Source organism: Geotalea uraniireducens Rf4, assembly GCF_000016745.1.
Classification (GTDB): Bacteria; Desulfobacterota; Desulfuromonadia; order Geobacterales; family Geobacteraceae; genus Geotalea; species Geotalea uraniireducens.
In genome coordinates this window covers 723,343-741,043 of record NC_009483.1, presented here as the reverse complement: position 1 = coordinate 741,043, position 17,701 = coordinate 723,343, and the positions used below count along the sequence as shown (strand labels likewise).

The following is a 17,701-nucleotide window of genomic DNA, read 5'->3' as shown; positions in this document are numbered from 1 at the left end:
CCACTATTCGCTCTCAAATTTCCGGAAATCTGTCCTCGATTTTCCATCCTCTCGCTACGATTCCATAAGTCCGACAGACTCCTAGAAGATAACCGTGGGGAGGGATTTATGGACGAGGTGAAAGCAATAAAAGATGACCACAGGAGCGTGGACCCGGCAGCGGTGGAGATGTTGCGGATCGCAGACCGTGAAGGGTACTCCAACGTCTGGGAACGGTATGAGAAGCAGCAGCCTCAATGCAGTTATGGCCAACTCGGAACCTGCTGCCGTATCTGCTCCATGGGGCCCTGTCGCATCGACCCGTTCGGCGAAGGGCCGACCCACGGCGTCTGCGGAGCAACCGCCGATACCATCGTGGCCCGTAACCTGGCGCGCATGGCGGCGGTAGGCTCTTCCTCCCACTCGGATCATGGCCGTAAAGTGGCGCTGCTGCTCAGGGCCGTGGCAAACGGAACCAACACCGATTACCATATCACCGATCCCGATAAGCTGATGGCCGTTGCCGCCCGCCTCGGCATCCCGACTGCCGGACGCCAACAGATGGAAATCGCCGCGGATGTCGCAAAAGTCGCCATCGACTGCTTCGGCAACCAGGAAGAAGAGCCGCTCGTATTCCTGCAAAAGTACATGCCCGTAAAGCGCTTTGAACGACTGAAGGAACTGGAGAGGGCGCTGTACGAGTCAACCGGTGCGAAAACCGGCTTCCTGCCGCGTGGTATCGACCGCGAGGCTGTTGATATCCTGCACCGCACCCATTTCGGCTGCGACCACGACCCGCTCTCGCTGGTGGCCCAGTCAATCCGCTGCTCCCTCTCCGACGGCTGGGGAGGCTCATTGATCGCCACCGAGCTGCAGGATATCCTCCTCGGAACCCCCACCATAAAATCGGTCAAGGCAAACCTGGGTGTGTTGGAAGAAGAGAGCGTCAACGTTGTGGTTCATGGCCATGAACCGATCCTGTCGGCCAAGGTTGCAGAGATGGCTCTCTCAGCCGAGAATCGCCAGGCAGCGGAAGCCGTTGGTGCAAAACGGGTCAACGTGGTCGGGCTGTGCTGCACGGGGAACGAGGTATTGCTTCGACAGGGTGTAGGCATGGCGGGAAACGAATCACACAGTGAGCTGGCAATCATGACCGGAGCGGTGGATGCCATGGTCGTGGACGTGCAGTGCATCTTTCCCGCGCTCGCCGATCTCGCCTCCTGCTTCCATACAAAATTCATCACCACCAGCGAACAGGCCAAGATCCCCGGCGCGCTTCACATCCAGTTCGACGAGCATCATGCGGACGTGATTGCCAGCCGGATCATCAAGACCGCCATCGACGCTTTCCCCAACCGGAACAAGGGGCGGGTTTATATCCCGAAGCATACGGCAACCGCAGTGGTAGGCTTCACTGTCGAAGAGATTCTGAAGGCACTGGGCGGCACCCTCCAGCCGCTCATCGACCTGATCGTCAGCGGCACCATCAAGGGGGTGGCCGGCATTGTCGGCTGCAACAACGTAAAGGTGCAGCAGGACCATTTCCACCGCGTTCTCACCACGGAACTCCTGAAGCGCGACATCCTGGTGATCGGCACCGGCTGCTGGGCAGTTGCCGCCGCCAAGGCCGGTCTGATGGACCTTTCGGCTCAGAAACTGGCCGGACCGGGACTGAAGGCGGTCTGCAAACAACTTGGGATTCCGCCGGTCCTCCACATGGGATCGTGCGTGGACTGCTCGCGGATGCTCAACCTGGCCGGGGCCATTGCCGACCATCTCAAGGTCGACATCTCCGACCTGCCGCTGGTCGGCTCTGCGCCGGAGTGGACTACTGAAAAGGCGGTCGCCATCGGCGCCTACTTTGTCGGCTCCGGCATCCCGGTCCATCTTTGGCCGCTCCCCCCCATCCTCGGCGGACCGGCAGTCACGAAGATTCTTACCCAGGATGCGAAAGATCTGCTGGGTGGCTGGTTCTTCGTCGAAGAAGACCCGGTCGCCGCCGCCGACCAGATGGAGCGGATCGTTATGCAGCGGCGCAGCGCGCTCGGAATTTGACAAAGGGAATCGATATGTGCCAACCACAACCCGAAGGACTGCGCGTAGTGATCACCGGCAAGGGCGGGGTGGGAAAAACCACCCTCACCTCCTGCCTGGCAACGGTGCTCGCCGCCAACGGCATCAACGTCCTGGCCGTGGACGAAGACCCGCAGATGAACCTGCCCAATGCGCTTGGGCTCGACCATGAGGCGGCATCCCGGATCGTGCCGCTGAACCTCCATGCCGACTACATCGAGGAAAAGACCGGTATCCGCCCCGGTCGGAGCGGCTGGGGGGCGATGTTCAAGCTGAACCCGGACGTCGAGGACGTTGTGGAACGATTCGGCCTAAAAATCCGCGACAACCTCAACCTGCTGGTGATGGGGACCGTAAAGCAGGCAGGCGGCGGCTGCCTCTGCGCCGAGAACGTGCTGCTGGACGCGACGATCCGCCACCTGGCGCTCCGTCGCAACGATGCAATCCTTCTCGATACCCAGGCAGGCATGGAGCATTTCGGACGGGCCTTGTCCAAGGGGTTCGGGCAGTGCCTGGTGGTTGCCGACAATACCTTCAACGCCCTGACCGTGGCCTGCCATTCCGCGGCTTTGGCCCGACAGACCGGTATTCCGCTTGTCTATCTGGTGGTGAACCGGATCGCCCCCGGGGGAAGCGCCAAACTTGAGCGGTTCCAGAAGGAGAATGGATGCCGCCTTGAGGAGACATTCGACGCCATCGTCGAACTCCCTGCCGAGCCCGCGCTTGAAGCCCTCGATCCGGATGTTACCAGGATCATGGAGGACCGGGAGAGTAGATACGCAGCAGCGGTCACATCATTGGCCTCGCTGCTGAATGCTCCGCCGTGCAGCTGTTCGGCCAGCGCAACAACACATCATCACGCTCATTAATTAGCCTAGGAGCCTGTCGGACTTAGGAATGAATCTACTGCGAGAACGGAAAATCGGTCCATATTCCCGGAAATTTTCGACGAATAGGTCCACTATTAGCTCTCAAATTTCCGAAAATCTGTCCTCGATTTGCCATTCTCTCGTTACGATTCCCTAAGTCCGACGGGCTCCTAGAAAAAGCAGTTCATTACCGCAAAGACGCAAAGTTCGCAAAGAAATCAGTGAGTTAACAAGCATTCTACGAACATCATTTGGATTAGAAGGTTTTTTGTCCCATCGTACTGATTTTCTTAGCGTTCTTGGCGTTTTAGGCCCTTTGGGTCCTTTGCGGCTCAACTGTCGTTTATAGGATTAGTAAGTTAACGTACTTATCCCGTTTATCGGGACCAGGGAGATCCGCCATGAAACGGATATTTGTCGATTACAAGAAGTGCCTGGCCTGCAAGGCCTGTGAAACCGCTTGCGCAGTGGAACATCACCCCGGCCACAGCCTGTTGGCCACCCTGTGCGACCACAAAACCCAGGTGAACGTTCGGGTGTTGGGCATCGACCACGAGGCATTTCCTCTCTCCTGCCGCCACTGCGACCCGGCGGACTGCCTTAACGCCTGCCCGTCAGGAGCAATCAGCCGCGATCAGGAAAGTGGCGCGGTACTCCTTGACGCCTCACTTTGCAAGGCGTGCGCGATGTGCGCCATGGTCTGCCCCTTCGACGCCATTTCGTTCAAGGTTACGCACCGCTCGCAGTACAATCGCGACGTAGCCTATAAATGCGACCTCTGCAACGAGCGGATAAAGGAGGGAAAGAAACCGGCCTGCGTGGAGGCCTGCCATTCGGGGGCGCTGGTTTATGCCGAGCATGACTCGATGAGAGGCAAGCACGCAGCCAAAAGCCTCCGGACTTATCTGCTCGGGGCAGAAGGGATGCCTCCGCATATCGAACTGTTCAGGGAGCTGCGCCGGAAAGAGTTCGCACGGCGTCGGGGTGGTGAGTAATGAAGGTCGTAACAGTCGGAACCGGTATGGCAGCAGCGGAATTCGTGCAACGCCTCCGTTTGGAGGGGTTCGGCGGTGAGATCGTCATGTGCAGCGACGAAGGTTTCGCCCCTTACTCCCCCTGCGTGATCCCTTTTTATCTGGCCGGCGAGCCTTTGAAGACCGTTTACTGGAAAGGGAAAGATTTTTACGACCGTTACCGGGTGACTCCATATCTTTCCGACCCTGTGGTCGAGGTGGATACCGAGCGACGGTTGGTAAGAAGCGCCTCCGGGCGTAACGTGACATACGACCGACTCTTCTTTGCCACCGGCACACGAAGCTGGTATCCGCGCCCCGAATGGCTGGAAACCATGGGCGTATTCGGCTTCAAGACCCTGACCGACATGATGGCCATCGACCGCTACATCAGTGAGCGGAACATAAAGAAGGCGGTAGTCTTCGGCGGCGGCTTCATCGGTGTTGATGCAGCCCTGGCCCTCTGGCACCGTGGACTTGAGATAACCCTGGTCCACCGAAACACCCGCCTGCTGTCCCAGATGACCGACGAAGATGGTGGACAGTTCGCAACCCGCAAGCTGGCAGCAAAAACCGGCATCGATATCCGCCTGAAGACCACGGTCAGCGAGATCGTCTTGGCAAACGGCCAACTCGCGGCAGTCGAGTTTTCAAACGGCGAGCGGATGGAAACATCGCTCTTGATCGTCTCCATCGGGGTATCCCCCAATTCGGAGGCGCTGTGCGGCAACGACAAGGGGGTGCCGAGCAACGAGCAGATGCTCGCCGATCCGGACATCTACACGGCAGGCGACGTTGCCGTAACCAGGCATGCCGTGACCGGCGAGCAGGGATTCTTCGCCACCTATCCGAACGCCATGCAACAGGCACGCATCGCCGCACGCCATCTGGTCCATGGCGACGGCTCTTTCGGCGGGTCCGTCAACACAAACGTGCTGAAAAAGCATATCGATTTTCCGATCGTCTCGGCAGGGCGCTTCGAGGGGGAGGCGATCACCCGGCAGCAGGGGGACATCTGGAGAAGGGTTTATATGAAGGACGGGATGATCAACGGCTACATCATCATCGGCGACACCCGCATCTCGGGCTTCATCTACCACCTCTACCTTTCACGCAAACGGGTCGACAAGAGCATCGGGACGATCCTTTCGGAACCCCGCCACGACAGCTATTATCGCGGAATGCTCGGCATCGCGGACCCAAATCGAAACTGAAGAGCTTGTCCGTAAATAAACGTTACGAGTGATCGCTGACGCCGGTGTTTTGATATAGACTTCTTTCACGGGGCTAAAGAAGCGTTATCACTCGCCCAATGTTGTAATTCTTGACAACACCGGAGGGTGTTGTTATTCTTTCCAACATGAGCGCCAAACTTATGCTTAACGAACGGCACAGCCTCTCCGAAATTTCTTTTGTGGAAATTGTGGTGTGGCGGCTGCCTTTGCCTCTTTCCGGAAGTCACCACGATTTCAAGTATCGCCTCGCGCTCATTGTCAATGGTCGTTGTGTACTGCGCTATGATAATGAGGCCGGCAAGGGCGATCACAGGCATAAAGGCGAAGAAGAAATCCCTTACTTTTTCACCACACCCCAAGCACTGCTCTACGATTTCTGGCAAAATGTGGACAATTGGAGGCCCTGATATGCGTACCGTAACATTGGAAGTATCTTCCCGCGAAAAAATCAACCGTCGGTTCCTGCGTGCGTTCGAAGGAGAACCACAAGGTGCGTTTATCAGCTTCGACTCACCTGAACTTCTTTTCAAGGTGATTTCCGGCAAGCGTTGGGATCTGCTCAAGGTCATGACGGGTGCAGGACCAATGACGATTCGTGAGGCGGCCCGTCGAATGAACAGGGATGTAAAGGCGGTACATGGCGACGTGCAAGCGCTTCTGAAGGCCGGAATACTACAGAAAACCGACAAAGGCCTGATCGTCTTTCCGTTTGACGCCGTACATGTGGATTTTATGCTGAAAGCGGCTTGAGCGGCAATTCCCCTTTTTGCTTCGCCCGAATCTCACGCGGCGAGGGTGAACTGTCCGACAAGACGCTGGAGTTCTTCGGCATGGGCGGTAAGCTCGCTGGCGGAGTAAGCCGACGCATGCGAACCGCTGGTGCTTGCCTGCACCACCTCGGTAATCTGCTGGATATTATGCGTTATTTCCGTAGTTGTTGCAGTCTGCTGTTCGGCTGCGGTAGCTATCTGGTTGATCTGCATGGTCACCTCGTTTATCTGGTTGAGGATATGTTCCAGAGCACTGCCAGACTTGGCCGCATCCTTTGTCCCCAGCTCAACCTCGTTTACCCCTTCCTCCATGGATGTAACAGCGCCTTTTGTCTCTGTCTGGATGGCCTTTATCATCTGGCCGATCTCTTTCGTCGCTTTGGTCGTCCGTTCCGCAAGGGCGCGCACTTCATCGGCTACGACGGCAAACCCGCGTCCCTGCTCACCGGCCCTGGCGGCTTCGATGGCTGCATTCAAGGCCAGCAGGTTGGTCTGGTCGGCAATATCCTCAATCGTTCCTACAATTTCCCCTATCTGGTCGGAACGGGAACCGAGGCTCTCTACCGTCGCGGCGGATTCCTTCACCCTTTCGGCGATACGGTTCATTCCGGCAACCGTTTCATGAACTACGGAAACCCCCTCCGTAGCCAACCTGCTGGCGTGCCTGGAACTGTCCGCCGCCAGATTGCAATTCTGGGCTATTTCCGAAGACGTGGCCGCCATCTCCTCACTGGCTGTGGCGACAGTGCCGGCCTGGGCCGCCACCTCTTCCGCACCGGTGGCGATCTGTTCGGAATTTGAGTACAACACGCCGGCAGCAGATGCTACCTGGGTCGCCGTGTTTTTTATGGAAGTGATCATGCCGGCAATTGACGTCAGCATCCGGTTGATGCTTCTTCCCAGGTCGCCGATTTCATCGGTGGCATAGATTTTCAGATGTGTCGACAAATCACCATCGGCAACCCGGCTCATGGCATTTGCCACGCGGTTGATCCTGGTGACAAAGTTATGGATCAGGAAGCCGGCCGCCAGCAGGCCGAGAATTATCGAAACAGCCCCGGCAATGAGCTGGACTGATTTTGCCCGGCCGTAAATTGCCACAGATTTCTTGTAGGCTGCATCCACATTCTCCTGCTGATACTTTACCTGCTCATCGAACGCGTCCTTCACCTTTTGCGTAAGCGGCACAGCCTCGTTCATCAACAGGGCTATTGCTTCGTCCTGTTTATGGGCAAGAGCCAGTTCCATTACTTTGTTGTTAACCTGCGCAGCGGGAACTATGAAACTTTTAGCTGTTTCGATCAGCTTCATCCCCTTTTCCGTTTTTTCGATTTCCTCCAGCTTCGTCATGGCTTCTTTATAGCGCGACCTGGCCTCTTCCAGCTTCTGTTTTTCCCTGCTGATGCTGTTCTCGTCTTTCAGCAGAACAAGCATGCGAATGGATCCGGCAAGATCATCAAGCGCTGTTGACGCCTGAAAGGCATACAGGGTTTTTACGTAGTTGCCTTTGGCTATCTCTCTCACCGATTCATTCACTTTCTGCGTACTGCTGAGGCCGAAACAGATCATCATGACGATCATCAGCAACAGGAACCCGAACGCCAACCCCAGTTTGATCCCGATTTTCAAGTTTGTGAAAAACATACGTAACTCCTCCTCAATTTATCCAGTCGATTTTGGGAAAGTCAGCCAACAAATTAACAACGTTCCATAGCGGTTTCATGTTTCAGTTTTTTCACCGGCCGCAATTAATCTTGTGCCCTTTCTGCTTGCAAGGTATTACCTACTTCGCATGTATACAAAAAAACTTTAGAAAAATGTTTGAGCGATGAAAAGAAATGTGATTCAGGGGGCATGAGGATATCCAGGAGATCCACAATAAGCGGAGATATCCTGGGAAAAAGCTCTTTGCCACAACCGGAAAGCCGACAATCGGGGGCGGGACGAAAAAATTGTTGAAGCTGCCGGCAATTACGGTTATACACGGTGAAAGGTGGTAAACTGTCTACGATAAATCCGGCAGTCAGGGGTAGCCGGAGAAAGCGACTTCGGGGTAGCACCATTACTTCTCCACAACGAAAAGGAGGCGTGTATGAAAGGAAAAATCGAGATCATCCAGGGAGACATCACCAGGCTGGCGGTCGACGCCATCGTCAACGCCGCCAACAACACCCTGCTCGGCGGCGGCGGGGTGGACGGCGCCATCCATCGGGCTGCCGGGCCCGACCTGGTCGCCGAATGCTCCACCCTCGGCGGTTGCGAAACCGGCGACGCCAAGATCACCAAGGGATACAAACTCCCGGCAAAGCACGTCATACATACGGTCGGCCCGGTCTGGCACGGCGGCAGCAAAGGCGAGCCGGAACTTCTGCGGAAAGCCTACCGCCGCTGCTTTGAAGTGGCCCACGCGAGCAAGCTGAAATCCATCGCCTTCCCCGCTATCAGTGCAGGGGTCTACGGCTACCCCATGGACCAGGCATGCGAGATCGCCATGGTTGAAGCAAAGGCTGCCCTCGAAAAATTCCCCGAACTGGAACGGGTGATCTTCGTCCCCTTCAGTCCTGGAGCGCTGGCCATCTACCAGGCAACTTACGGGAAGATTTTCGGATGAAAGCGGTTATTCAGCGGGTAAGCGAAGCAGGGGTGAAGGTTGACGGCAGGACCGTCGGTGCTGTTGAGCGGGGGATTCTCGTCCTGCTCGGCGTGGAAAAGGGCGATTCGACGAAAGAAGCCGACTGGCTGGCGGAGAAGATCGTCAATCTCCGCATCTTCGAAGATGCGGCCGGCAAGATGAACCTGTCGCTTTTGGACATCAAGGGCGAACTCCTCGCTGTCTCCCAGTTCACCCTGGCGGGAAACTGCAGCAAGGGGCGCCGGCCGTCCTTCGATACCGCCGCCCCGCCGGAGGAGGCGATCCAACTCTACGAGTATTTCGTCGGCAAAACATGGGAATTGGGAATCCCGGTGCAGACCGGCATCTTTCAGGCCGACATGAAGGTTTCCCTGGTTAACGACGGGCCGGTCACCTTTATTCTGGAGACCCCAAAAAACAAGGAACGAGGAACGAGGTCCTAGGACAAACCCTCCTCGATCCTCGATCCTCGATCCTCGATCCTCGATCCTCGATCCTCGATCCTCGATCCTCGATCCTCGATCCTCGATCCTTTATCCTCGTTCCTCGTTCCTCAGATAAGCGGCCGGATCTCAACGACCTTGAAATACACCACATGCCTCACCGCCGTTCCTGCCTGAGCCGATACGACCTTGGCCGTGTTCGCCTTGATCTGCTCCAGCAGCTCGCCATCGTCGTGAATTTCCTTCAGCTCCAGTGTCAGGCGCCAGCCGTTGTACCCCCGCGACGGAGCCATGTACAGATACGACGCGTGGGGATTTGCCAGCAGGTTGCTGTAGGTGCGCCCCTTGGTCATCCCCCAGGCAAGGGTCTCCTCATCAATGACGTGGGGGATGGCGTAGGCGGCCATATTGACGAGACCGGCGGCATCGGCAGTGGCGATGACACCCCGTCCCTCCTCAGGAAACAGTTCAGCAAGCTTCATGGGTCCCCCCTTTTTGCTTCCAGCGGTTAATTCTCTATGATAATCTATCACGCTCAACAATTTTGTCCATCGACGGCACAACAGGGAAAGTACCATGCAGTTGAAACCCATTCTCGAAAAGCTCTACGCGGCACGCTCAAGCGTTCATCTGGCGAACGACCCCCTCTCCTTCTGCCACCGCTACCAACGGTCGGAAGACCAGGAAATTGCCGGCTTTATCGCCGCCGCATTTGCCTACGGCAATGTGAAAATCATCCTCAAAAATCTGGAAATCATCTTCGGCAGGATCGGTTCGTCGCCGCGGGCGTTTGTCGAAGAGTTCGAGCCGGCGCGCGGCCTCGAACTTTTCGCCGGCTTCAAGCATCGCTTCAACGACGGCCGCGATCTCTGCGCACTGCTCCTGGCCTGCCGGTCCATGCTTGAGGAGGCCGACTCCATCGGCGACTATTTCCTCGGCTGCTACGACGCAGCTGCCGACGACATCACCCCATCCCTCATCGAATTCACCGCCGCCATCCTGGCCATGGATTACTCGCCGGTGTTCGGCTGCAGGACCATCCCCGGAGACTCCTATTTCCCCTTTTTCTTCCCCTCCCCTGCTTCGGGGAGCGCCTGCAAGCGACTCTGCATGTACCTGCGCTGGATGGTCCGCCCGGCGGACGGCATCGACCTGGGTTTGTGGAGGAACGTCTCTCCCGCCAAGCTGGTCATCCCGGTAGATGCCCACATCCAGCGGATCAGCCGCTTTCTCGGCCTCACCGGTCGCAGGCAGGCCGACTGGCGGATGGCGCGGGAAATCACCGCATCCTTAAGAAAACTCGACCCGCTCGATCCGGTGAAGTACGATTTCAGCCTCTGCCACCTGGGCATCTCCGAAGGGTGCGATGGCAAGGACCGCCTTAGGTGCCTGAAATGCCCCATCGCCGGAATATGTTCGGTCGGGGCGGCTTGACCATGAAAAAGCGGGTGCTTTTTAACTCGTTCTCCTTTGTCGGCCTCCAGGCTGAGATCACCGCATCGTCCCCGGCCGAAGTGCTCCCCGCGCTGCACCGGGTGGAAGAGGCGGTCGCTCGGGGGCTCCATGCGGCCGGCTTTGTTTCCTACGAGGCTGCGGCCGGGCTCGATACGGGTCTTGCCACCCGCCCGGCGGCCGGTTTCCCGCTTCTCTGGTTCGGCCTCTTCAGTGAACGCTCTGCGCTTGACCCATCTGCTGAGGTTCCCCCCGCGGAAGCCTATCAAACATCCGGCTGGACGACCTCGCTCGACGGCGCGGAGCACGCCCGTGCCGTCGCCTCGATCAGGGAGCTCATCGCATGCGGCCACACCTACCAGGTGAACTTCACCATGCGCCAACACTTCCGGTTCACCGGCGACCCGGCCGCCTTCTACTCAGACCTCCGCCGTTGCCAACCCACACCTTATTCCGCATATATCGACACGGGACGTTTCCAGATCCTCTCCGCCTCACCGGAGCTCTTTTTCAGCCTGCGGGAAGGGGTCTTGACCACCCGCCCCATGAAGGGGACTGCCGGTCGCGGTCGGTGGTGGCAGGAGGATGAAGAGGCGAAGCAAAAGCTCAGGGAAAGCCCCAAGGAGCGTGCGGAGAACCTGATGATCGTCGACCTGTTGCGAAACGACATGGGGATGGTTTCCACGACCGGCTCCGTGCGGGTGAACTCACTGTTCGACGTGGAAACGCTCGGGACCGTGCACCAGATGACCTCAACCATACAATCGAGGCTCAAGGACGGGGTCGGCCTGACCGGGCTTTTCCAGGCCCTCTTCCCCTGCGGTTCCGTCACCGGCGCGCCGAAAAAGAGGACCATGGAGATCATCGCCGAGCTGGAGGATTCCCCCCGCGGCGTCTATACCGGCTGCATCGGTTACGTCTCCCCCGGTGACGAAGCACAGTTCAGCGTGGCGATCAGGACCATCGTCATCGATGCCGCCACCGGCCGGGGGGAGCTGGGGATCGGCAGCGGCGTCACCTTCGATTCGCAGGCGGACGCCGAATACGCGGAATGCCTCGCCAAGGGGCGATTCGCCCGTGAGAAGCCGCGGGAGTTCCACCTCATCGAATCGCTCCTCTTCGATGAGGGGAAGGGATATTTCCTCCTGGAGCGCCACATGGAAAGGCTAAAGCGTTCGGCGGCCTACTTCGCCTTCACCCTGGAAGCGGGTGGGGCGGAAAAGGCACTGGAGGAAATCGGCTCCCATCTCATCGGCAAACAAAAGGTGCGGCTGCTCCTTTCCCGGACCGGGGAAATTGCCTGTGAAGCCGCTCCCATCGGGGCGGAGTCAGGAGGGAAAGAATTGACCGTCACCTTCGCGAGACGGACGGCAGATTCAGCCGATCCATTTCTCTACCACAAGACCACCAGCCGGAGCCTCTACGCCGAAGAAGCGGCGCTGCGTCCCGACTGCGCTGATGTCCTCTTCATAAACGAGCGGGGCGAGGTCACGGAAGGGACCATCAGCAACATCGTGGCCCGCATTGGCGGAGAGCTCGTCACTCCGCCCCTCTGCTGCGGTCTGCTGCCGGGGGTGTTCCGGGAGGAACTGCTGGAGAATGGGGAAATCAGGGAGCGGGTGATCTGCCGGGAGGAACTGGAAACAGCCGAAGAAATTTTCCTGGTCAATTCGGTACGAAAGTGGCGGCGGGTACAGCTTTGCGATTAAAAAAGATTGCGTAGCGGGGTCAGCGTTGTCCGGTTTGGTTTTTGCGTACGTCCCGTAGGGACAGAATACTGGTAGCCTGGGAATTCATTCCCCGGTCATCCGGGGGAAATATAGCATCTCATCCGTGGGATGAATCCCCCGGCTACATTCGAACGCCCCTAATGGGGCTTAACAACCTTGATGCACAAACCAAACCGGACAACACTGTAGTGGGGTAGGATAAAAAAAACTACCGTGTCAGCTTCCAGGCCTTGCCCAGTTCCAGCAGAGTGCGAGGCTGCATGCCGATGGCAGCTTTGCCCTTTTTTTCCCATTGCGAAATGCTGGCGGCGGTTATCCCGATGCGGGACGCAAATACTGCCTGAGTCTCATTGAGTGATGATCTCCAGGCATATATGGCGTCACCGGTCAGCGGATCGGGAAAAGGGGCCGCAGCGGACGACTTTTTGTGACCTTTTGTTTTTGCCGGGACGTTTTTTGTATGCGGCTGCCGCGGGGGGGATTGTATTTCAAGCTTATTGGCGGAAGTCGGTGTCAGCTTCTCCGGTTTTGATTTTATTGCCGGGGTGACGGCGGCTGTTTCTGAGGCCGTTTCCCCTGTTTCTGCCATATCAATCCCGAACACATCGCCAATACCGGTCGCGGCAATCCTTCGGCGGGACGTTCCGGCTTTGGCCGCATCCGTAACCGCCGTGGAGACATCAACCAGCTCTTCGTGATTCACCCCGCGCAGTTGGAACAGCATCTCCGGGGAGTGGTCGAGTCGGGCGCCCACGCCGTAGAGCACTGCCGCCACATGCTTGCACATGCCGGCCCAGTCCGGACAGTCGCAGTCGAATTTCATCTCGCCGGGCAGCGGGAAAAGCCCTTCCCTGCGATCCGAAACAACCTCCATGACCCCACGGTCCAGCCTTCCGCGCAAGAGATCGATCAGCGACCCGATCCTTCCGCTGCAGGCCGATCTGACGGCATCCCATTTTTTTTTCACAAGCGGGGTTATGGTGATGGAAACGTTGTATAGCGACGATCCGCTGACAATGGCTTTGATATGGCCGCTCTGGATCTCCAGATGACAGACCGAACCGTTTCTGACATAGCTGCGGCCACGGGGGAGGCGGTTGGCATAATCGCTGAAGGACTCCATATGGTCGCACCACCCCTTGCCCCAGAAGGAATCGGCGATCTTGCGGCCGGACAAAAGTACCGGCTGCACGTTGAGCCCCTTCTTTTTCATTTTTTCAAGCTGCTTCTGCGCCTTTGCCCGACGCTCGGCCACCGGCACATATGGTGCCCATCCGTAATAACTCACTGGAGATGTGTCCTCCTGATTATGGTGTAAGCGCTGCTGATTCGGTTAATCATGACCATCTGATGGCAGATCAATATATTCCCACATCTCGTTTTGATGCAACCATATTGAATCGGCATTTTGCCTTATGAACTCGTCCGAATCCATGCCATCAATGGTTAGTGGCCGCTTGACTCGTTTCTGCTTGCCGTTCATAAAAACATACATGTATTCCAATTGTCTGCGTTTTTTTGCAGCCTTTTCCGCAGCAGTACGTTTGCGTTTCTTCTTTACCTTTTTATCTTTCATGAATTCGTCTCGATGACCAGTCCATTTCCCTCGCACCATTCAAGCAGCGCTTCTCTGGTTCGTGCATTTTCAAAAGCATGCCATTTATCCAGCAAATCTTTCTCTGATAGCAGTCCCTTATAGTTGCCGTATGCGCCGCGTCGCGAGAATACAGCAATCACACGGTTTGTCAGTTCAGGGCAGTGACTCCGGACAAACTCCATTACCAGATGCTTCCCCAGATCAAGATCATTTCTGTGCGGGATTGCAATATAATCGTCGTTATCGTCCACATCATCCGGAAAATCGAAATCGTCTGAATATGCCGAAGCAAAAAAAGTCTCGCCCGTGATCCGATGAACAACCGCGCTATGCTCGAATGGAGCGGCGCTGCTTACGAATAAAAAAGCGTCTTCAATGCTTGAGTAGGTCATCGATCACTCCTCCGCGTCGTTAGCATAACTTGGATATTGTATCGCAAAAGTCGCTTTAGCTATCTCCTGTTTAGATGGCTGTCCTCAGAACGTGGTGGGAGAACACCGGCGGTTTTAGGCCGGTGCTTCTGCCTGGTTGGACCCACGCTCTTTATTATTGTCTCGTGTCAAGACCCCTACGGGGTGTTCGCATCACTCCTTCTCTCTTGATGCTAAACGTTGGCTGTGCTGTCATTGTGATTCACACCATTGCTTGAGCATGAGCAACGTCTCACCCCATGCGAAGTTGCAGAAACCGAAGTATTCACTGTTCTCATCCCAGCCAGAGTGGCGAAATTCAAGAACCGCCATGCGGGGTATTTCGTCGCTGTTTCCCAGCCAATGACCTGGGTTCTCTCTTTCGGTTAGCTCAAAACTGATGTGTGTGCCAGTCCAGGCAGAAGCGGGGCTGCGTTTAGGATGCGTACTGATGATCTCCCATTCAACTCGCTTGTCTTGGGTCGTGTCCAGCACCTTCATTCGTACCTCGCCATGCTCTGTGCCAGCACCGTGTGCCAGCACAAGACCGGAATCCGTTTCGGTGGATGTATGCGGAGCCCACCACCTGCCGAGTCCTTCGGCGGTGGCGAGTGCTTGGTAAATTTTCGAGACGGGCGCGTTGATCCATACTTGATGATAGAGGGTTGCCATATTGAATCTCCTTTATTGAGCAGCTAATGAGGAATTTGCGCTAACAATTATGTCGCCCAACGCCCATAAGCCTGACCGGCGGGTTTTGGGCCGGGCTTGCCGATCGTCGGCAATTCGCTTTAGAAGTGGGGTTTTAGGTTCCTGTATCTTTCCTAAAGGCGCCTGTTTTCGCATGCCGCTTATGAGCGTTTACTCCGCATCGCAGCGGTGTGCTCTAACGTCGGATCGTTGACCAGTCGAGCGTATTTCTCTGTTTCTACTCCAATGAGCGCCACCTTCCCATCAGCATCGAAGTGCAATCCCCACCCATAAGATTTTGGTAAGGGTGAAGCGCGCATGCAGGCCATGGACTTGGAAAAGAACTCAGCCCACAAGGCTGAGCGATTTGCCGTGACCTCTTGGTTGCTGAGCCCAGTGCGCTGGACATAAACCGCAAACTGAACGTCTTCTTGAGTGAGTTGGTAAGGCTTGGCGGCAATAAGTTCGTATTCCAACTGCGCCACGGACTTCTTGCCTTCCCGTGAGGGCGGAACCATACCGGTTTCGACCTTGGTATCGGCAGCGACGGCGATGAATGTGTTCACATAGTTCATGGGTTTACCTCCACGCTAACGCCCAAGCCTGACCGGGGCGGGTTTATCGCCCCCGGTCCTGGCGCGAGTTGGAAACTATTTTCCTCATTTTCGACATCAACGTAGTCTCAGTATTTGTAAATCCGATTCGAGTATGCTACTCTCTTCCTATGAAAATTCGGGACGTTATCAAATTGATTGAAGATGATGGCTGGTACCTTGTCGCAACACGGGGCAGCCATCGTCAGTACAAGCATATGTCTAAAGTTGGGCGAGTGACCATTGCCGGCCATCCCGGTGACGACGTTTCACCCGGCACTCTGAACAGCATACGAAAACAGGCGCAATTGGAAAAAGGAGAGTAAACATGTATCGTTTTCTCGTTGTTATTGAAAAGACCGACACCGGGTTTTCAGCCTACTCACCGGATCTGCCCGGATGCATTGCCACCGGTTTGACAAGAGAAGAAACCGAAAAAAATATGCACGAGGCAATAGAATTCCATATTCATGGCCTACTTGAGGATCATCTTTCCGTTCCCGAAAGCAGTTCTTTTGCCGAATTCATGGCAGTTGCGTAGCAATATTTAAAATTTGTCGCTATTCTTTGCCATAACAACCATATTACCAAAATCTGGCGCTGAGTGACTCTAAACCGCCTCTTTCTGAGCAATATAAGCTGCGATGAGAGTTAAAGTATAAGAGGAACAGACGGTGAACTTTTGATAGTCTGTTGTTTTGTAGGAACCTTTCTCTGAGAATTTCCAATACTCGTTCCATAAACTTGGTTTGGTGTGGCCTCTCTTTCATAGTCGATTGAGGTGTATATTCCACTCCTGTCTTGGTAACGCGCACTGTAAAAGGCTTATCTCGTTTCAGTGTACGCAGAACTTGCCCCTCTTGGGTCCGCACAAACTTAAGGAAATCCTGCAGGTCTATTCTCTCCATTTTTCCCTCCCAACTCGTAATTCACCGGTTCACGCGCATGCGCGCGTGAACCGGTGATCTTCCCAAACAGAACATTTCATCGCCCAGACAGGCTGGCAAGCTCAACCAGAGGCAGCACGTCTACTCCTTCGGTCAGGGAATAACGTCGAATGCCGGGATAAATGACCACCAAGCGGTCGAGTTCCAAGTCCGTAAGGGAGGTTCGCATGGATGTGGTCAGGCGCGGGGCGTCGGTGCGTTTGCATTCGATACCGATGCGGAGCCCGTTCTTCACCAGCAGCAGATCAAGCTCCGCGCCGTTATGAGTGGCCCAGAAATATGCCTCGTCAGGGGATACAACCCGAATCGCTTCTTCTATGACATATCCTTCCCACGATGCGCCGCAGGCCGGATGGTTCAGCAATTCCCGTTCGCCGCGGATACCGAGCAGATGGTGCAGCACCCCGGTATCGCGGAAATAGACCTTGGGGGACTTGACCTGCCGCTTTTTCAGGTTGGCGTGCCACGGCTGAAGCTGGCGCACCATGAACACACCTTCCAGCAGATCAAGGTATCGTCTGACCGTCGGTTCGGTGACACCGAGAGAACGTGCCGGAGGCGCGGCGTTCCATATCTGCCCGTGACAATGGGCAAGCATGGTCCAGAAATGGATTAGCATGGCAGCGGGAACTCCGATCCCAAGCTGGGGGATATCCCGCTCAACAAGGGTAAGGGTAAAGCTCTTGAGCCAAGCAAAGCTGTCATTGTCCGACGCTGCCAAGTACGAACAGGGGAAACCTCCCCGAAGCCAATGGCGGGATTGCTGCTCGATCCCCACTTCAGCGAGGGAAAAGCCGGACATGGTGACAATCTCCATTCGACCGGCCAGCGATTCGGATGACTGACGCAGCAGTTCTGGGGCAGCGCTCCCCAGGATCAGGAAACGCGCAGGCAGCGGCTGGCGGTCGGCCAGCACCCGCAATACGGGGAATAGCTCCGGTCGGCGCTGGACTTCGTCTATCACCACTAGGCCGGTGAGCGGGGCAAGGGCGGTCATCGGTTCTTCCAGCCGCGCAAGGGAAACCGGATCCTCCAGATCGAAATAGTTTGTGGAGTCGCTTGGCACAAATTGCCGGGCAAGGGTAGTCTTGCCGCACTGGCGCGGGCCGATCAGGAGGGTGATTCTGCTGCGTGAAAGGGCTGTTTCAAGCTGTACTTTTGAATGGGTTCGAGCAATCATAATGCAAAAATACCATGAAAAATGAATATGTCAATTTCAATTTTCATAACAAATCTCTCGCCGTGCAGCGCGGCCTCCTTCTGGATGT

At 56.1% G+C, this 17,701-nt stretch carries 20 protein-coding genes; 12 read left to right on the top strand and 8 right to left on the bottom strand.

Annotated elements, in window-relative coordinates:
• The first annotated feature begins 108 nt into the window (after window positions 1–108).
• From cooS to GURA_RS03120, 6 genes are all read left to right on the top strand, one after another.
• Entirely contained in the window at window positions 109–2,034 is a 1,926-nt protein-coding gene (gene cooS, locus GURA_RS03145) for an anaerobic carbon-monoxide dehydrogenase catalytic subunit (RefSeq protein WP_011937555.1), read from the top strand.
• A 14-nt stretch (window positions 2,035–2,048) separates the two neighbouring features.
• Window positions 2,049–2,921, top strand: coding sequence for an ATP-binding protein (locus GURA_RS03140; RefSeq protein ID WP_011937554.1), 873 nt, complete (start codon window positions 2,049–2,051; stop codon window positions 2,919–2,921).
• A 401-nt stretch (window positions 2,922–3,322) separates the two neighbouring features.
• A complete protein-coding gene (locus tag GURA_RS03135) occupies window positions 3,323–3,916 on the top strand; it encodes a 4Fe-4S dicluster domain-containing protein (RefSeq protein WP_011937553.1) in 594 nt (197 codons plus the stop codon).
• Window positions 3,916–5,148: an NAD(P)/FAD-dependent oxidoreductase gene (locus GURA_RS03130; RefSeq protein ID WP_011937552.1), complete on the top strand. Its 1,233-nt coding sequence runs from the start codon at window positions 3,916–3,918 to the stop codon at window positions 5,146–5,148. Before GURA_RS03135 ends, GURA_RS03130 begins: the two co-directional genes overlap by 1 nt.
• A gap of 110 nt (window positions 5,149–5,258) precedes the next feature.
• On the top strand, window positions 5,259–5,576 hold the full coding sequence (locus tag GURA_RS03125; RefSeq protein WP_157046114.1) for a toxin-antitoxin system TumE family protein: 318 nt from the start codon (window positions 5,259–5,261) through the stop codon (window positions 5,574–5,576).
• 1 nt (window position 5,577) lies between these two features.
• Window positions 5,578–5,919: an HVO_A0114 family putative DNA-binding protein gene (locus tag GURA_RS03120; protein WP_011937550.1), complete on the top strand. Its 342-nt coding sequence runs from the start codon at window positions 5,578–5,580 to the stop codon at window positions 5,917–5,919.
• Window positions 5,920–5,951: 32 nt separating this feature from the next.
• Here GURA_RS03120 and GURA_RS03115 read toward each other — a convergent pair whose 3' ends face one another.
• Window positions 5,952–7,583: a methyl-accepting chemotaxis protein gene (locus tag GURA_RS03115; protein WP_011937549.1), complete on the bottom strand. Its 1,632-nt coding sequence runs from the start codon at window positions 7,581–7,583 to the stop codon at window positions 5,952–5,954.
• A gap of 448 nt (window positions 7,584–8,031) precedes the next feature.
• Between GURA_RS03115 and GURA_RS03110 the strand changes: the two genes are divergently transcribed.
• Together GURA_RS03110 and dtd are read left to right on the top strand one after the other, a co-directional pair.
• Window positions 8,032–8,550: an O-acetyl-ADP-ribose deacetylase gene (locus tag GURA_RS03110; protein WP_011937548.1), complete on the top strand. Its 519-nt coding sequence runs from the start codon at window positions 8,032–8,034 to the stop codon at window positions 8,548–8,550.
• On the top strand, window positions 8,547–9,014 hold the full coding sequence (gene dtd, locus GURA_RS03105; protein WP_011937547.1) for a D-aminoacyl-tRNA deacylase: 468 nt from the start codon (window positions 8,547–8,549) through the stop codon (window positions 9,012–9,014). Before GURA_RS03110 ends, dtd begins: the two co-directional genes overlap by 4 nt.
• Window positions 9,015–9,124: 110 nt before the next feature.
• Here dtd and GURA_RS03100 read toward each other — a convergent pair whose 3' ends face one another.
• Window positions 9,125–9,496 carry a pyridoxamine 5'-phosphate oxidase family protein gene (locus GURA_RS03100; protein WP_011937546.1) on the bottom strand — a complete coding sequence of 124 codons (372 nt, stop codon included), beginning with the start codon at window positions 9,494–9,496 and terminating at the stop codon, window positions 9,125–9,127.
• Window positions 9,497–9,590: 94 nt separating this feature from the next.
• Between GURA_RS03100 and GURA_RS03095 the strand changes: the two genes are divergently transcribed.
• Window positions 9,591–10,448 (top strand): TIGR02757 family protein, encoded by an 858-nt coding sequence (locus GURA_RS03095; RefSeq protein ID WP_011937545.1) that lies wholly within the window; start codon window positions 9,591–9,593, stop codon window positions 10,446–10,448.
• 2 nt (window positions 10,449–10,450) lie between these two features.
• Entirely contained in the window at window positions 10,451–12,175 is a 1,725-nt protein-coding gene (gene pabB / locus GURA_RS03090) for an aminodeoxychorismate synthase component I (protein ID WP_011937544.1), read from the top strand.
• A gap of 229 nt (window positions 12,176–12,404) precedes the next feature.
• Here pabB and GURA_RS03085 read toward each other — a convergent pair whose 3' ends face one another.
• From GURA_RS03085 to GURA_RS03065, 5 genes are all read right to left on the bottom strand, one after another.
• Window positions 12,405–13,484, bottom strand: a complete 1,080-nt coding sequence (locus tag GURA_RS03085; RefSeq protein ID WP_011937543.1) for a hypothetical protein — start codon at window positions 13,482–13,484, stop codon at window positions 12,405–12,407.
• A 45-nt stretch (window positions 13,485–13,529) separates the two neighbouring features.
• Window positions 13,530–13,772, bottom strand: a complete 243-nt coding sequence (locus tag GURA_RS03080) for a hypothetical protein (protein WP_011937542.1) — start codon at window positions 13,770–13,772, stop codon at window positions 13,530–13,532.
• Entirely contained in the window at window positions 13,769–14,185 is a 417-nt protein-coding gene (locus tag GURA_RS03075; RefSeq protein ID WP_011937541.1) for a UPF0158 family protein, read from the bottom strand. The genes GURA_RS03080 and GURA_RS03075 overlap by 4 nt, the downstream gene beginning before the upstream one ends.
• A gap of 231 nt (window positions 14,186–14,416) precedes the next feature.
• Window positions 14,417–14,875, bottom strand: a complete 459-nt coding sequence (locus tag GURA_RS03070; RefSeq protein ID WP_011937540.1) for an SRPBCC family protein — start codon at window positions 14,873–14,875, stop codon at window positions 14,417–14,419.
• Between the two features lie 179 nt (window positions 14,876–15,054).
• Window positions 15,055–15,468: a DUF6157 family protein gene (locus GURA_RS03065; protein ID WP_011937539.1), complete on the bottom strand. Its 414-nt coding sequence runs from the start codon at window positions 15,466–15,468 to the stop codon at window positions 15,055–15,057.
• 149 nt (window positions 15,469–15,617) lie between these two features.
• Between GURA_RS03065 and GURA_RS03060 the strand changes: the two genes are divergently transcribed.
• Together GURA_RS03060 and GURA_RS03055 are read left to right on the top strand one after the other, a co-directional pair.
• Window positions 15,618–15,812, top strand: coding sequence for a type II toxin-antitoxin system HicA family toxin (locus GURA_RS03060; RefSeq protein WP_041245701.1), 195 nt, complete (start codon window positions 15,618–15,620; stop codon window positions 15,810–15,812).
• A gap of 2 nt (window positions 15,813–15,814) precedes the next feature.
• A complete protein-coding gene (locus tag GURA_RS03055; RefSeq protein ID WP_011937537.1) occupies window positions 15,815–16,027 on the top strand; it encodes a type II toxin-antitoxin system HicB family antitoxin in 213 nt (70 codons plus the stop codon).
• Between the two features lie 443 nt (window positions 16,028–16,470).
• Here GURA_RS03055 and GURA_RS03045 read toward each other — a convergent pair whose 3' ends face one another.
• The gene (locus tag GURA_RS03045) at window positions 16,471–17,613 is read right to left on the bottom strand and encodes an ATP-binding protein (RefSeq protein ID WP_011937536.1); all 1,143 of its coding nucleotides are present in this window, start codon (window positions 17,611–17,613) and stop codon (window positions 16,471–16,473) included.
• Window positions 17,614–17,701: the final 88 nt, after the last annotated feature.

Coding starts and splice junctions, on each gene's coding strand:
- pabB (WP_011937544.1), top strand. CDS start 10,451: ATGAAAAAGCGGGTGCTTTTTAACTCGTTCTCCTTTGTCGGCCTCCAG.
- GURA_RS03065 (WP_011937539.1), bottom strand. CDS start 15,468: ATGAACTATGTGAACACATTCATCGCCGTCGCTGCCGATACCAAGGTC.
- GURA_RS03120 (WP_011937550.1), top strand. CDS start 5,578: ATGCGTACCGTAACATTGGAAGTATCTTCCCGCGAAAAAATCAACCGT.
- GURA_RS03080 (WP_011937542.1), bottom strand. CDS start 13,772: ATGAAAGATAAAAAGGTAAAGAAGAAACGCAAACGTACTGCTGCGGAA.
- cooS (WP_011937555.1), top strand. CDS start 109: ATGGACGAGGTGAAAGCAATAAAAGATGACCACAGGAGCGTGGACCCG.
- GURA_RS03070 (WP_011937540.1), bottom strand. CDS start 14,875: ATGGCAACCCTCTATCATCAAGTATGGATCAACGCGCCCGTCTCGAAA.
- GURA_RS03130 (WP_011937552.1), top strand. CDS start 3,916: ATGAAGGTCGTAACAGTCGGAACCGGTATGGCAGCAGCGGAATTCGTG.
- GURA_RS03140 (WP_011937554.1), top strand. CDS start 2,049: ATGTGCCAACCACAACCCGAAGGACTGCGCGTAGTGATCACCGGCAAG.
- GURA_RS03055 (WP_011937537.1), top strand. CDS start 15,815: ATGTATCGTTTTCTCGTTGTTATTGAAAAGACCGACACCGGGTTTTCA.
- GURA_RS03135 (WP_011937553.1), top strand. CDS start 3,323: ATGAAACGGATATTTGTCGATTACAAGAAGTGCCTGGCCTGCAAGGCC.
- GURA_RS03075 (WP_011937541.1), bottom strand. CDS start 14,185: ATGACCTACTCAAGCATTGAAGACGCTTTTTTATTCGTAAGCAGCGCC.
- GURA_RS03045 (WP_011937536.1), bottom strand. CDS start 17,613: ATGATTGCTCGAACCCATTCAAAAGTACAGCTTGAAACAGCCCTTTCA.
- GURA_RS03115 (WP_011937549.1), bottom strand. CDS start 7,583: ATGTTTTTCACAAACTTGAAAATCGGGATCAAACTGGGGTTGGCGTTC.
- GURA_RS03060 (WP_041245701.1), top strand. CDS start 15,618: ATGAAAATTCGGGACGTTATCAAATTGATTGAAGATGATGGCTGGTAC.
- GURA_RS03110 (WP_011937548.1), top strand. CDS start 8,032: ATGAAAGGAAAAATCGAGATCATCCAGGGAGACATCACCAGGCTGGCG.
- GURA_RS03100 (WP_011937546.1), bottom strand. CDS start 9,496: ATGAAGCTTGCTGAACTGTTTCCTGAGGAGGGACGGGGTGTCATCGCC.
- dtd (WP_011937547.1), top strand. CDS start 8,547: ATGAAAGCGGTTATTCAGCGGGTAAGCGAAGCAGGGGTGAAGGTTGAC.
- GURA_RS03095 (WP_011937545.1), top strand. CDS start 9,591: ATGCAGTTGAAACCCATTCTCGAAAAGCTCTACGCGGCACGCTCAAGC.